Origin of the sequence: Agrobacterium sp. (genome assembly GCF_032092815.1) — a bacterium.
Classification (GTDB): Bacteria; Pseudomonadota; Alphaproteobacteria; order Rhizobiales; family Rhizobiaceae; genus Agrobacterium.
Genome location: NZ_DAMDBP010000002.1, coordinates 119,043 through 132,596, shown reverse-complemented (window position 1 = coordinate 132,596; position 13,554 = coordinate 119,043). Strand labels below are relative to the sequence as shown.

11 protein-coding genes are annotated in these 13,554 nt (G+C 52.8%); 10 read left to right on the top strand and 1 reads right to left on the bottom strand.

The features are described from left to right. The first annotated feature begins 37 nt into the window (after positions 1-37). The 6 genes from rho to RT613_RS01545 all read left to right on the top strand — a co-directional run bounded on the left by rho (position 38) and on the right by RT613_RS01545 (position 7,059). The gene (gene rho, locus RT613_RS01570; RefSeq protein WP_192490589.1) at positions 38-1,303 is read left to right on the top strand and encodes a transcription termination factor Rho; all 1,266 of its coding nucleotides are present in this window, start codon (positions 38-40) and stop codon (positions 1,301-1,303) included. Positions 1,304-1,421: 118 nt separating this feature from the next. Next, on the top strand, positions 1,422-2,753 hold the full coding sequence (mnmE, locus tag RT613_RS01565) for a tRNA uridine-5-carboxymethylaminomethyl(34) synthesis GTPase MnmE (RefSeq protein WP_313612425.1): 1,332 nt from the start codon (positions 1,422-1,424) through the stop codon (positions 2,751-2,753). A 68-nt stretch (positions 2,754-2,821) separates the two neighbouring features. Next, complete coding sequence (gene mnmG, locus RT613_RS01560; RefSeq protein WP_313612424.1) at positions 2,822-4,702, top strand: tRNA uridine-5-carboxymethylaminomethyl(34) synthesis enzyme MnmG; 1,881 nt, start codon at positions 2,822-2,824, stop codon at positions 4,700-4,702. A gap of 11 nt (positions 4,703-4,713) precedes the next feature. Next, positions 4,714-5,328: a 16S rRNA (guanine(527)-N(7))-methyltransferase RsmG gene (rsmG, locus tag RT613_RS01555; protein WP_313612422.1), complete on the top strand. Its 615-nt coding sequence runs from the start codon at positions 4,714-4,716 to the stop codon at positions 5,326-5,328. 24 nt (positions 5,329-5,352) lie between these two features. Then, positions 5,353-6,147 (top strand): ParA family protein, encoded by a 795-nt coding sequence (locus RT613_RS01550; protein ID WP_313612533.1) that lies wholly within the window; start codon positions 5,353-5,355, stop codon positions 6,145-6,147. Between the two features lie 30 nt (positions 6,148-6,177). Beyond that, entirely contained in the window at positions 6,178-7,059 is an 882-nt protein-coding gene (locus RT613_RS01545; protein WP_313612421.1) for a ParB/RepB/Spo0J family partition protein, read from the top strand. A gap of 161 nt (positions 7,060-7,220) precedes the next feature. Here RT613_RS01545 and RT613_RS01540 read toward each other — a convergent pair whose 3' ends face one another. Beyond that, on the bottom strand, positions 7,221-7,439 hold the full coding sequence (locus RT613_RS01540) for a DUF1674 domain-containing protein (protein ID WP_313612420.1): 219 nt from the start codon (positions 7,437-7,439) through the stop codon (positions 7,221-7,223). A 123-nt stretch (positions 7,440-7,562) separates the two neighbouring features. On the opposite strand from RT613_RS01540, the gene htpX reads away from it, so the two are divergent. From htpX to purH, 4 genes are all read left to right on the top strand, one after another. Continuing rightward, complete coding sequence (htpX, locus tag RT613_RS01535; protein ID WP_313612418.1) at positions 7,563-8,522, top strand: zinc metalloprotease HtpX; 960 nt, start codon at positions 7,563-7,565, stop codon at positions 8,520-8,522. Then, positions 8,522-9,907 carry an RsmB/NOP family class I SAM-dependent RNA methyltransferase gene (locus RT613_RS01530; RefSeq protein WP_409558741.1) on the top strand — a complete coding sequence of 462 codons (1,386 nt, stop codon included), beginning with the start codon at positions 8,522-8,524 and terminating at the stop codon, positions 9,905-9,907. The genes htpX and RT613_RS01530 overlap by 1 nt, the downstream gene beginning before the upstream one ends. Positions 9,908-10,129: 222 nt before the next feature. After that, a complete protein-coding gene (locus RT613_RS01525; protein ID WP_409558738.1) occupies positions 10,130-11,773 on the top strand; it encodes a heparinase II/III family protein in 1,644 nt (547 codons plus the stop codon). Positions 11,774-11,878: 105 nt separating this feature from the next. Then, entirely contained in the window at positions 11,879-13,495 is a 1,617-nt protein-coding gene (purH, locus tag RT613_RS01520; protein ID WP_313612415.1) for a bifunctional phosphoribosylaminoimidazolecarboxamide formyltransferase/IMP cyclohydrolase, read from the top strand. Positions 13,496-13,554: the final 59 nt, after the last annotated feature.

Sequence of the window (13,554 nt, the reverse complement as noted above, 5' to 3'; positions counted from 1 at the left end):
CCTATTATTTCTTAATCTCTGAAACGGTCTTCTCTTCATGGCTGAAATGAAGCTTCAAGAACTCAAAAGCAAATCCCCAACCGATTTGCTGACATTTGCGGAATCCCTCGAGGTGGAAAACGCCAGTACCATGCGTAAGCAGGAGCTGATGTTCGCTATTCTCAAGGTTCTCGCCAGCCAGGATATCGAGATTATCGGTGAAGGTGTTGTTGAGGTTCTGCAGGATGGCTTTGGCTTTCTGCGTTCCGCCAACGCCAACTACCTGCCAGGCCCTGACGATATCTACATTTCCCCTTCGCAGATCCGCCGCTTCTCTCTGAAGACCGGTGATACAGTTGAGGGCCCGATCCGTGGTCCGAAGGAAGGTGAACGTTATTTCGCGCTGTTGAAGGTCAATTCGATCAATTTCGACGATCCTGAAAAGATCCGGCACAAGGTTCACTTCGATAACCTGACACCGCTCTATCCTAATGAGCGTTTCAAGATGGAACTGGATGTTCCAACCTCAAAGGATCTTTCCTCGCGTGTTATCGATCTGGTGGCACCACTCGGTAAAGGTCAGCGCGGTTTGATCGTTGCGCCGCCACGTACCGGTAAAACGGTTCTGCTGCAGAATATTGCCCATTCCATCACTGCTAATCATCCAGAATGCTATCTGATCGTTCTGCTGATCGATGAGCGTCCGGAAGAAGTGACCGACATGCAGCGTTCAGTGAAGGGTGAAGTTGTGTCTTCGACCTTCGATGAGCCAGCTGTTCGCCACGTTCAGGTTGCCGAAATGGTTATCGAGAAGGCCAAGCGCCTTGTCGAACATGGCCGAGACGTTGTCATTCTGCTCGATTCCATCACCCGTCTTGGCCGCGCATACAACACCGTTGTTCCTTCTTCCGGTAAGGTTCTGACCGGTGGTGTGGACGCCAATGCCTTGCAGCGTCCGAAGCGTTTCTTTGGTGCTGCCCGTAATATCGAAGAAGGCGGTTCATTGACGATCATTGCCACAGCGTTGATCGACACAGGTAGCCGCATGGACGAAGTTATCTTTGAAGAGTTCAAGGGTACAGGTAACTCTGAAATCGTTCTCGACCGTAAGGTCGCAGACAAGCGTATCTTCCCTGCCCTGGATATTCTCAAGTCCGGTACACGTAAGGAAGACCTGCTTGTTCCACGTCAGGATCTTCAGAAGATCTTCGTTCTGCGTCGTATCCTCGCTCCAATGGGAACAATGGATGCCATCGAGTTCCTGATCGACAAGCTGAAGCAGACAAAGAACAACGGCGATTTCTTCGACTCGATGAACACCTGACGTTTAGCCGGATTCAATAGATATAATGGCCGTGCGGTGTAATGCTGACACGGCCATTTTCGTTGAGGGGATAGCATTATTGGGTTATCCGCCGTCGATTTCAAAAGAAGTTCCAGCGATGATCAAAACCACAGACACGATTTACGCCCTTTCCAGTGGAGCCCTGCCGGCCGGCGTTGCGGTGATCCGGTTGAGTGGGCCCCTTGCCCCTTCGATGTTGCAAGGTTTGATCGATGGTCCTTTGCCGGATTCCAGAAAAGCAAGTCTCAGAACGATTCGTAACCGGAATGGTCTTGTGATCGACCAGGCCTTGGTTCTGATCTTTCCTGCGCCGAATTCATTTACCGGTGAGGCCTGCGTTGAACTGCAGGTCCATGGCAGCCGTGCTGTCGTCAGTGCGATCTTTGAGGAATTTTCGAGCTATGAAGGCGCAAGACCAGCAGAAGCTGGAGAGTTTTCGCAACGGGCATTCGAAAACGGCAAGATGGATTTGGTGGAGGTCGAAGGACTTGCTGATCTCTTGCATGCAGAAACCGAAATGCAGCGACGTCTGGCCGTTGAACAAAGCACGGGCAAACTATCCGGCCTCTATGATGGTTGGGCCGATCGACTGACCCGCGCACGCGCCTTTATCGAAGCTGAACTTGATTTCGCTGATGAAGAAGATGTGCCCGACTCTGTTGCCAATCAGGTTTGGGTGCAAATGGCAGCGCTGCTTGGTGAAATCGATCACCATCTCACAGGCGCGCATTCTGCCGAAATCATTCGTGATGGCTTGAAAATCGCTCTGGTTGGCGAACCCAATGTTGGGAAATCTAGCCTTCTTAATGCCTTGAGCGGTCGTGATGTCGCTATCGTCACTGATATCGCTGGCACCACGCGTGATATTCTGAATGTTGATCTTAATCTCGGTGGATATCTCGTCACCGTCTCAGACACTGCCGGAATAAGAGAGACATCGGATGCCGTCGAAAAAGAAGGTGTGAGACGCGCGGTCGCTAAGGCGGAAACTGCCGACTTGGTTATTCATCTTATCGATTCCGATTCGATTCCGAAACAAACCAATTTAACCTTGATATCTGGCAAACATATATTCGTTCGTAGCAAAAGCGATATGCGCGATGCTGCGCCGTTACCCAGCGAATTCTCCCTCGCATTGTCCGTGGAGACAGGACATGGTCTTGATGATCTGAAGTCTCTGATAAAAGATCACATCGACAACAGTGTCGGTTCGGCATCAATGCTGGCACCGGTGCGACAGCGGCATCAGAAACGTCTTGAAGAGACGCGAAATTATGTTAGTGATGCGCTTCAATCCGAAGGTCGGGATTTGGCCATAAGATCGGAATATCTTCGCCTGGCTGCCAGCTCTCTGGGGCGTATAACAGGACGGGTTGATGTTGAAGATCTCTTGGGTGTGATCTTCTCAGAATTTTGCATTGGCAAGTGATTCACGTGAAACATTCGGGCGAATGAATGCCCTCCCCGTTTCAGCGGATATAATACAAGGGCATTGATATGCAGCACTTCGACGTGATCGTTATCGGTGGTGGACATGCGGGCTGTGAAGCGGCCGGCGCAGCTGCACGCCATGGCGCCAAAACAGCCTTGATCACGCATAAGGCTGACACAATCGGCGTCATGTCCTGTAATCCCGCGATCGGTGGACTGGGCAAAGGCCATCTTGTTCGCGAGATTGATGCTCTCGATGGTCTGATGGGTCGCGTTGCCGATGCTGGTGGCATCCAGTTTCGTATGCTCAATCGTAAAAAAGGTCCAGCCGTTCGTGGTCCACGCACACAGGCTGACCGTAAGCTCTATCGCTTGGCCATGGCCAAGGAAATTGCATCCATTCAAAACCTCACGGTTATTGAAGGTGATGCCTATGATATTGAAATTGAAGGAAAAACGGTCAGAAAAGTCATCATGGCGGATGGCCGGATCTTCCCTTGCGCCGCTGTGGTCCTTACGAGTGGAACATTCCTTCGTGGCCTCATTCATATCGGGTCCGAAAAGATTCCAGCCGGACGGGGGGGAGAAAAACCCTCTGTCGGTCTTTCAGATACCTTGGCACGACTTGGTCTTAAACTGGGCCGTTTGAAAACTGGCACGCCTGCTCGTTTGAATGGCAAGACCATTGATTGGGATTCAGTCGAGCGCCAGTCTGCAGATGAAGATCCAGTTCCGTTTTCTTTCATGACGGATGCGATCGTCAATCCGCAGATTGATTGCGGGGTGACGCGCACGATCGAACACAGCCACAAAATTATCAGAGACAATATTCATCTCTCTGCCATGTATTCCGGACAGATCGAAGGTGTTGGCCCTCGCTACTGCCCATCCATCGAAGACAAGATCGTCCGTTTTGGTGACCGTGATGGTCATCAGATTTTTCTTGAGCCAGAAGGCCTCGATGACGATACCATTTATCCGAACGGTATATCGACATCGTTGCCGGCATCCGTGCAGGATGCTTTCATTCACAGCATTCCAGGTTTGGAAAGAGTTGAAATCCTTCAACCGGGTTACGCCATCGAATATGACTATGTCGATCCGCGGGAACTCTACCCTTCCCTTCAGGTAAAGACAGTCGACGGATTGTTCCTGGCGGGACAGATCAATGGAACGACCGGTTATGAAGAAGCAGGCGCTCAAGGCTTGGTCGCTGGTCTGAATGCATCGCTATATGCGTCAGGGTCGGAAGCTCTGCATTTCAGCCGCACGGAGTCTTACATCGGTGTGATGATCGATGATTTGACATCCAAGGGTGTCAGTGAGCCCTATCGCATGTTTACCTCGCGGGCCGAATATCGTCTTTCACTGCGTGTCGACAATGCCGATCTGCGCCTTACCCCTATTGGGTTGAAAGCCGGTATTGTTGGGTCGGAACGTGCTTCGCGTTTTTCTGAATTTACTACAGCAATTGACCAGGGACGTGCCCTCCTTCAATCCATTCAGATCAGCCCGACTGAAGGCGCCAAGATGGGACTGAAACTCAATCAGGACGGTCAGCGTCGCTCCACCTACGAGTTGCTTTCCTACCCCGATATTTCACTGGAACAGCTGCGCGGCCATTGGTCAGAACTCAGCGACGTTAGCAATAAGGTCGGTGAGGTGCTGGAGATTGAAGCTGGATACGCGGTTTATATGCAGAGACAGAGCGCTGATATTATCGAGATCCGTCGTGATGAAGATCGCAAGATTCCTGAGGATTTTGATTACAGCTTGCTCTCTGGTCTCTCGAATGAGTTGAAGCAGAAGCTCATTGCCGCAAAACCTCTGAATATTGCCCAGGCTTCGCGCGTTGACGGCATGACACCAGCTGCTGTATCGCTTATCCTCGCATTGGTGAAAAAGCACAACGTAGCGATTCAACCGCAGATACAAACGCACTCATAACGAGTCTTTATATGCAGATAAACGGCCAAAGTGTTTCACGTGAAACACATGAACGACTCACACATTATGTTGAGTTATTCAAAAAGTGGAACAAGACTACAAATCTCGCAGCCCCTTCGACGATATCAGAGATATGGAGCCGTCACATTGCTGACAGCGCTCAGATCTTCCAATTGAATCCAAAACCTCAGATCTGGGTTGATCTTGGCAGCGGTGGTGGATTGCCCGGCGTCGTAACAGCGATTTTCCTTGCTGAGCTGGGTGACGGTTGGGTTAACCTGGTGGAGAGCAACAATAAAAAGGCTGCCTTTTTGCGGGTCGCATTGGCTGAGACCGGTGCCCGTGGCAGTGTCCACCCCGTCAGAATCGAAAAAGCCCCTGAAATTATCGCTGAATGCGATGTGATTTCTGCGCGTGCATTGGCAGATCTCGATCTGCTGCTTGAATATATGCAGCCTTGGGCGAAAAAATCTGAAAAAGTGAAGGCGTTTTTTAATAAAGGCCGGGATTACCAAAGTGAGATCGCTAAAGCCCGTGGTCGTTGGCAGTTTGATCTGGTAAAACACTCCAGTGTTGTTGAGGCAGATTCCGTTGTTTTGGAAATCAGCCGACTTACATCTCTTTAATGATGTAAACTCTGGGTGTGCGGCATTATGTTTGAGAAAAACCGGATTATCACCATTGCAAATCAAAAGGGCGGCGTTGGTAAAACAACGACCGCCATCAATCTGGCGACAGCCTTGGCGGCGATTGGCGAACGTGTGCTGATTGTCGATCTTGATCCGCAGGGTAATGCAAGCACAGGTCTGGGGATTGATCGTCGGGATCGCAAGCTGTCCTCCTACGATCTCCTCATTGGTAGCAATACGATCGGCGAGACTGTTGTTGCAACTGCTGTGCCCAATCTTGATATTGTGCCGTCAACAATGGACTTGCTCGGTTTCGAAATGGAGGCAGCAAGCCTTCCAAACCGTGCTTTCCGCTTGAAGTCGGCTCTTTCCAGTGAGCAGGCCAGGACCTATTCTTATATCCTTCTCGATTGCCCACCATCGTTCAACCTTTTGACGATGAATGCCATGGCTGCTGCCCATTCTGTCCTGGTTCCGCTTCAGTGCGAGTTCTTCGCACTTGAAGGGTTGAGCCAGCTGCTCGATACGGTCAACCAGGTCCGGCAGACTGTGAATCCGACCCTCGATATTCAGGGTATTGTTCTGACCATGTTTGACGCCAGAAACAATCTGGCTCAGCAGGTCGTTAACGATGTCCGCACGCACCTTGGGGAAAAGGTCTACCACACACTTATCCCTCGCAATGTTCGTGTGTCGGAAGCGCCATCTCATGGTAAGCCTGCCATTCTGTATGACCTGAAATGCGCAGGTAGCCAGGCCTATCTTCAGCTCGCATCGGAAGTTATCCAGCGTGAGCGGTTGCGTAAGGCGGCGTGACGGACAAGTTTATAGTACGGAGTGACATGCATGAGTGACGATATTTCAAAACGCCGGCTTGGCCGCGGTTTGGCAGCGCTGATCGGTGAAATGGATCAGCCCCTGCCCTCAGGAGATACACAACGTACGGTCAATCCCGATCGGAATGTTCCAATCGAATTCATCGCTCGCAGTGCGCGTAACCCGCGCCGACATTTCGATGAAAGCGAGCTACAGGATCTCGCGGCTTCCATTCGTCAACATGGCATCGTGCAGCCGGTTGTGGTTCGTACTGTTGAACCTAGTCGTTATGAGATCATCGCTGGTGAACGTCGCTGGCGCGCTGCGCAGTTGGCTGGCTTCACTGAAATTCCGGTTATCATTCGTGATGTGGATGACCGGACAGCGTTGGAATTGGCGATTGTTGAAAACGTTCAGCGCTCAGACCTAAACCCGCTTGAAGAAGCCTTGGGTTATGACCAGTTGATTGCAGAACATGGTTATACACAAAACGACCTTGGCGAGATTATCGGCAAAAGTCGAAGCCACGTCGCCAACAGTCTGCGTTTGTTGAAGCTGCCCGATCCCGTCCGCGATATGTTGGCACAGGGTTCCCTGTCTGCCGGTCATGCACGTGCACTTGTATCGACTTCCGATCCGTCGGGCTTGGCAAAAACAATCGTGTCGAAGGGCCTGTCTGTTCGTGATGCCGAGCGTCTGGCGCAAAATGACATCAAGGGCCAAACTGAGCCTCAGAGACAATCCGTTCCTGAAGCGAAGGATTCGGACACGCTCGCACTTGAGCGTTCATTGACGGATGCTCTTGGACTTGACGTCAAAATCAATCACAAAGCATCGGGTGGCCAAATTAAGATCAGCTATAAAACGCTGGAGCAACTCGAAGCCGTCTGCAAGCTTCTGGAACGAGCCTGACATCGTTTCGATAATGAAACAATTTTGAAATCATCGACATTATAACCCGCATCAATTTGGTGCGGGCTATGGTTAGTTGTGTGTTAATATCGAGACTGTCGAATTCGGCATTGCCGTGCAAGTTTTTTTATTGGACTTAAACAGGAAACCCGGGCACTTGCTCAAAAATCAATGGCGCGACCATTGATTTCATAGTCGCCGAAACGAACCGGCTCGGCGCCGCCGCGTCCGCCTGTCTCTGGTGGTAATTCCAAATCTTGTTTGGCTTTTCGGCGGTCTTCAGCTTCCTGCAGCGCTCTTTTCGCGGCTGGCGATAATTTCTTTGTCGAGAGATTTGCCTCGTTATCGTCGATGATATTGTCGTTATCGGCATTCTGCATGGTTTCACGCCTTTGGCAGTCTGATATTGAAAAGCGGATTATCATAACCAAATTACACGAGGAACGATCGATCGGCAAATGGCCGTAATCGATGTATGATTTTCATAAATATGGAGACAACGGATGAATCTTGCGCGCACGGCCATGCTTCTTGCCTTCATGACCGCTTTGTTCATGGGGGTTGGTTTTCTCATCGGTGGCCAGGGCGGTATGATGATAGCGCTGGTCATCGCGGCGGGTATGAACCTGTTTTCCTACTGGAACTCCGACAAGATGGTGCTGTCCGCCTATCACGCGCAGCAGGTGGATGAGCGCAACGCGCCAGAGTTTTTCACCATGATCCGCGATCTGTCGCAGAATGCTGGCCTGCCAATGCCCAAGATCTACATTTACGAGAGCGAACAGCCGAACGCTTTCGCGACGGGCCGGAACCCGGAAAATGCCGCTGTTGCGGCCTCCACTGGCCTTCTGCAACGGCTGTCGCCACAGGAAGTTGCCGGCGTGATGGCGCATGAACTGGCTCATATCCAGAACCGTGATACCTTGACCATGACGATTACGGCGACCCTCGCCGGTGCAATCTCCATGCTCGGAAATTTCGCATTTCTGTTTGGTGGCAACCGTAACAACAACAATCCGCTCGGTTTTATTGGTGTGCTGGTGGCGATGATTGTTGCCCCACTCGCTGCCATGCTTGTGCAGATGGCAATCAGCCGTACCCGTGAGTATTCCGCTGACCGCCGTGGTGCTGAAATTTGCGGTAATCCGTTGTGGCTTGCTTCTGCGCTGCAGAAAATCTCCGGTGCGGCGCAGCGTCTGCACAATGAAGATGCCGAGCGCAACCCGGCAACAGCGCATATGTTCATCATCAATCCGCTGTCCGGTGAGAGAATGGACAACCTGTTTTCAACGCATCCGAACACTGAAAACCGTGTTGCTGCCCTTCAGGCGATGGCAAACGATTTTTCACAGCCATCGACGCCACCGGCAACAAGTGCTAATGCCGAGCGCAAGACACGTTCTGTTCCTTCCGCCGGTTGGGGCCGGGGCGGAAACAATGAACGCAAAGGACCATGGTCTTGATGGCAGAACACGCCAAAAAAACACCTCACCGTAACAAACGGCGTGACACCACAAGAACAGGCAATGACCAGTTGGGCGAACAACAGGGTGAATACAAGCCAGGTCTTGAGACCCGCAATGCGGCTGTCAAAATCCTGTCGGCGGTTATCGACAAAAAGACCTCTCTGGATGGCATGCTGGATGCTGAGACCGGCAATCCGGCCTACAGGGCATTAAATGCTGCTGACCGTGGTCTGGTACGCGCCATCATCAATACGGCTCTTCGCCATCTGCCACGCATTGAAGCGGCATTGTTGATGCTGCTCGATAATCCCCTGCCCTCTGGTGCACGATCGCTGCATCATGTTCTGGTGGTTGGCGTCACGCAGATGCTCTATCTCGACGTGCCAGATCACTCTGCTGTCGATCTCGCCGTGGAACAGGCGCATCGCGACCCACGCAACAGACGGTTCGTAAAACTGGTCAATGCGCTTCTGCGTCGTCTCGGCCGGGAGAAGGACGAGATCATGGTACGGATCGCTGATGTGCCGGTTCTGCCAGCCTGGTTTTTTGACCGGTTGGTTGCCGCCTATGGCAAGGAAAAAGCCGAACAGATTGCGCAGGCACAGCTTTGGCCTTCAACCATCGACATTACGGTGAAATCCAATCCTGACACCTGGGCTGAGAAGTTTGGCGGTCAGGTGCTAGCAACCGGATCTGTGCGTTTGGGTTCGTTTGAGGGACAGATCCCTGACCTTGAGGGTTTCACGCAGGGTGAATGGTGGGTGCAGGATGCCGCCGCCAGCATGCCGGTGCGCTTGATGGGTGATATCAAGGGCAAGCGCGTTGTTGATCTCTGTGCCGCACCTGGCGGCAAGACGGCACAGCTTGTTCTGGCTGGCGCTGAGGTGACGGCTCTCGATCAATCGGGCAATCGTTTGAAGCGGCTACGCGGCAATCTGGAACGTCTCGGTTTCGCTGCCAATACTGTTGAAAGCAATCTCCTGAAGTTCACCGCCGATCAGCCATTTGACGTGGTTCTGCTCGATGCGCCCTGCTCGTCTACGGGAACCTTGCGCAAACATCCGGATGTTCCCTGGACCAAGGGACCGGAAGACATTGAAAAGCTTGCCGATCTTCAGGAAAAAATGCTGCGTCACGCCATCACACTGGTCCGTCCGGGCGGCATCCTAGTGTTTTCCAATTGCTCGCTTGATCCGCTGGAAGGCGAACATATGGTTGCCCGTGTGCTGGCTGATACGGCTGATGTTGAGCGGGTGCCTGTGGATAAAAATCAGTGGCCAGATCTGGCGGATGCGATCAATCGCGATGGCGACTTGCGCACAACGCCTGATATGCTGGGCGGAACCGATGGTTTTTTCGCCTCGGTACTGCGCAGGAAATAGGCAACGTCTGACAGATTTCCCGGAATGGAAAACGGATATCGGATTTTTTTCTTGAAATTCCGTGCCTTAAAAAGATTATGCAATCAATCACGAATCATGTGATTGATTGCTAAATTATTTGTTTCGTGTGCAAATCCTCAAAAACAGGCATGAGACCGTATAGACGGGAAAAACGGTTTGGCAGGGTCTAGCTCCAACGGCTACGGAAGTGCAGGGTTTTTTATGAAAACCGTTTACCGGCGCGCGCGCATGCGTGTCGCAGGCTTGCGCATGGCCTTGTTGCCGGGTGTTGCAGCGCCTGAAGGGCTTGTGGCCGCACCGACCGATCTCAGAGCTGTCGATCCCTTTGTTGCGGAAGAATTGCTGTACGGGCGTATCGTGCTTGCAGGCCGTGTTTACGAGATGGATGGCGTTTCAGCTTTTGCTGCAGAACTGCCGTCATCAAGTTTTGCCGAGAGCCTGCATTCCTTTGAATGGCTGCGGCATGTTCGTGCCCATCGCACCAATGAATGTTGCGCCAAGGCGCGCCAGCTGGTTGCGGAATGGATGGCCTTGCATGGCCGCAAGGTTCGCGGTTTGGCCTGGCAACCGGATATCGCCTCCAGGCGCCTGATTGCGCTTCTGTCTCATTCTCCAGTGGTGCTGAATGAAGCTGAGAGCGGCTTCTATCGTCGTTTCATGAAAACCCTGAGTTTTCACGTGCGTTACCTCGGCATGATTGCCCGTTATGCGCCGGATGGTGAAACGCGGCTGCGGCTTCAAGTTGCGCTGGCCGTTGCCTCAATCTGCATGTCCGGCAAACAGTCCTGGGTTACACGACAGGCGAAAAAGTTGAGCCGTGAGATGGAACGCCAGATCCTGCCGGATGGTGGCCATGTTTCACGTGATCCTCGCGTGCTGCTTGATCTGTTGCTGGATCTCCTGCCGCTTAGACACAGTTACATCAATCTTGGTCACACTGTTCCGTCAGGCCTTGTGTCAGCGATTGACCGGATATTCCCCGCACTGCGTTTCTTCCGGCATCAGGATGGTGTCCTGGCCCTGTTTAATGGCGCCACCAGTACCTTGGCCAATGAGCTGGCGGCCGTCTTGCGTTATGATGATACGGCCGGGCAGACGACCAGAGAGCTGCCTGATATGGCTTATCAACGACTGGTGGCAGGCGACACCACGCTGCTGATGGATACCGGCCGTGCTCGTTCCACCGAGTTGTCCTTGACGGCACATGCCGGCTGTCTATCGTTTGAAATGTCCTGTGGGCGTTACCGCTTCATCGTCAATTCCGGTTCGCCTGAAAACAGCAGCACCGAGTTGAAGGAACTGGCGCGGTCCACTGCTGCGCATTCAACGGTAACATTGGCAGATACCTCGTCCTGTCGTTTTTCCCGCTCCACTGTCGTTGGCCCGATCATGGTGCAGGGTGTTCGCGAGGTTACAGTGAGGCGTGCCACCGGTACCCACCAGAATGACACCGTGTCCGCCACACATGATGGTTATGTCGCCGATTTCGGTTATCTTCATGAGCGGGAAGTTGATCTGAACGAGGCTGGAACGCGCATCAGAGGCCGGGATGTTGTTTCAGCATCTGGCAAAAACGTGAAACATATATCCGAAAGCCTGTCGGCGGTTGCTCGGTTTCACATTCATCCGCTGATCGAGCTCAGCCAGATCAATGAGGAAGCCGCATTGCTGCGTGCGCCTGATGGAACCTGCTGGCAGTTTTCCATTCCCGGACGCACGCTTGCCATCACAGATGATATTTTCATGGCAAATGCGTCGGGTCCGCGCCGCTCGCAACAGATTGAAGCGGCCTTCGACCTTCCCGAAGTACGGGAAATCCGCTGGTTTTTAGACCGCAAAGCCTGAAACTCTGCCTGATTCGTGTTTATTCATGCGGGAAGGTGTGCTAACGCGACCGCAACCGCCGGGTCTCGTTTCCGGCTGATTTTCCCGCCTATACGGAGTAAGCCGATGGCTGTTGTTTCCAAGAAAATTCCCGCACCGGATAAAGTCAAAATTCGCACGGCACTTTTGTCTGTTTCCGATAAAACCGGCATTATTGAATTGGCTACAACACTCGCGTCGCTTGGTGTGAAGCTGCTGTCGACAGGTGGAACCGCCAAGGCAATTGCTGATGCGGGTCTGCCGGTCACTGACGTGTCTGACGTCACGAAGTTTCCAGAGATCATGGACGGCCGCGTCAAGACCCTGCACCCCAATGTGCATGGCGGTCTTTTGGCCATTCGTGACGACGCAGATCACGTTGCTGCCATGCAAAAGCACGGCATTGAAGGTATCGATCTTTCCGTCATCAATCTCTATCCGTTTGAAGAAGTCCGCGCCAAGGGCGGCGACTATCCGACAACGGTTGAAAACATCGATATTGGCGGCCCGGCAATGATCCGTGCCTCTGCCAAGAACCACGCCTATGTCACCGTTATCACCGACCCTTCGGACTACGCCGCATTGCTGGATGCCCTGAAGGCGGATGATGGCCAGACGACGTACGCATTGCGCCAGAAATTTGCTGCCAAGGCCTATGCCCGCACCGCTGCATACGACGCGATGATCTCTAACTGGTTCGCAGATGCTTTGGAAATTGAAGCACCTGATTACCGGGCGATTGGCGGCGTTTTGAAGGAAAAGATGCGTTACGGTGAAAACCCGCACCAGAGCGCCGGTTTCTACCTGACCGGCGAAAAGCGCCCGGGCGTGGCAACGGCCACTCTGCTGCAGGGTAAGCAGCTTTCCTATAACAACATCAACGACACGGATGCCGCGTTCGAACTCGTCGCGGAGTTTCCAGCTGCAAATGGTCCGGCCTGTGCGATCATCAAACATGCCAACCCTTGCGGTGTTGCAACCGGCGAGAACATGCTCGAAGCCTATAAAAAGGCCCTCGCCTGCGATTCCGTCTCGGCATTTGGTGGTGTTATTGCGCTTAACCAGACACTGGATGCGCAGACGGCAGAAGAGATCGTCAAGCTGTTCACCGAAGTGATCATTGCACCTGATGTCACTGAAGAAGCCAAGGCGATTGTGGCCCGCAAGCCAAACCTGCGCCTTCTGTCGGCTGGTGGTCTGCCTGACCCGCGTTCGCGTGGCCTCGCAGCCAAGACCGTGTCCGGCGGTCTTCTGGTTCAGAGCCGTGACAATGGCATGGTTGAAGATCTTGATCTCAAGGTTGTCACCAAGCGCGCGCCAACCGAACAGGAACTGGAAGACATGAAGTTTGCGTTCAAGGTCGCAAAACATGTCAAATCCAATGCTGTCATCTATGCCAAGGACGGACAGACGGCTGGCATCGGTGCAGGCCAGATGAGCCGCGTGGATTCCGCACGCATCGCAGCCCTGAAGGCTGAAGATGCCGCCAAGGCATTGGGCCTTGCAGAACCACTCACAAAGGGCTCTGCGGTCGCTTCTGAAGCGTTCTATCCATTTGCGGATGGTTTGCTGGCTGCGATTGCTGCCGGTGCTACAGCCGTTATCCAGCCGGGTGGCTCAATGCGTGACCAGGAAGTGATTGACGCTGCCAACGAACATAATGTGGCAATGGTCTTCACCGGCATGCGCCATTTCAGACACTAAGTTTAGGCACGCCTTGCCGGTACCACCGGCGAGAAAGGTCTACATGATCCAACATCAAG

Coding starts and splice junctions, on each gene's coding strand:
- rho (WP_192490589.1), top strand. CDS start 38: ATGGCTGAAATGAAGCTTCAAGAACTCAAAAGCAAATCCCCAACCGAT.
- mnmE (WP_313612425.1), top strand. CDS start 1,422: ATGATCAAAACCACAGACACGATTTACGCCCTTTCCAGTGGAGCCCTG.
- mnmG (WP_313612424.1), top strand. CDS start 2,822: ATGCAGCACTTCGACGTGATCGTTATCGGTGGTGGACATGCGGGCTGT.
- rsmG (WP_313612422.1), top strand. CDS start 4,714: ATGCAGATAAACGGCCAAAGTGTTTCACGTGAAACACATGAACGACTC.
- RT613_RS01545 (WP_313612421.1), top strand. CDS start 6,178: ATGAGTGACGATATTTCAAAACGCCGGCTTGGCCGCGGTTTGGCAGCG.
- RT613_RS01540 (WP_313612420.1), bottom strand. CDS start 7,439: ATGCAGAATGCCGATAACGACAATATCATCGACGATAACGAGGCAAAT.
- htpX (WP_313612418.1), top strand. CDS start 7,563: ATGAATCTTGCGCGCACGGCCATGCTTCTTGCCTTCATGACCGCTTTG.
- RT613_RS01530 (WP_409558741.1), top strand. CDS start 8,522: ATGGCAGAACACGCCAAAAAAACACCTCACCGTAACAAACGGCGTGAC.
- RT613_RS01525 (WP_409558738.1), top strand. CDS start 10,130: ATGAAAACCGTTTACCGGCGCGCGCGCATGCGTGTCGCAGGCTTGCGC.
- purH (WP_313612415.1), top strand. CDS start 11,879: ATGGCTGTTGTTTCCAAGAAAATTCCCGCACCGGATAAAGTCAAAATT.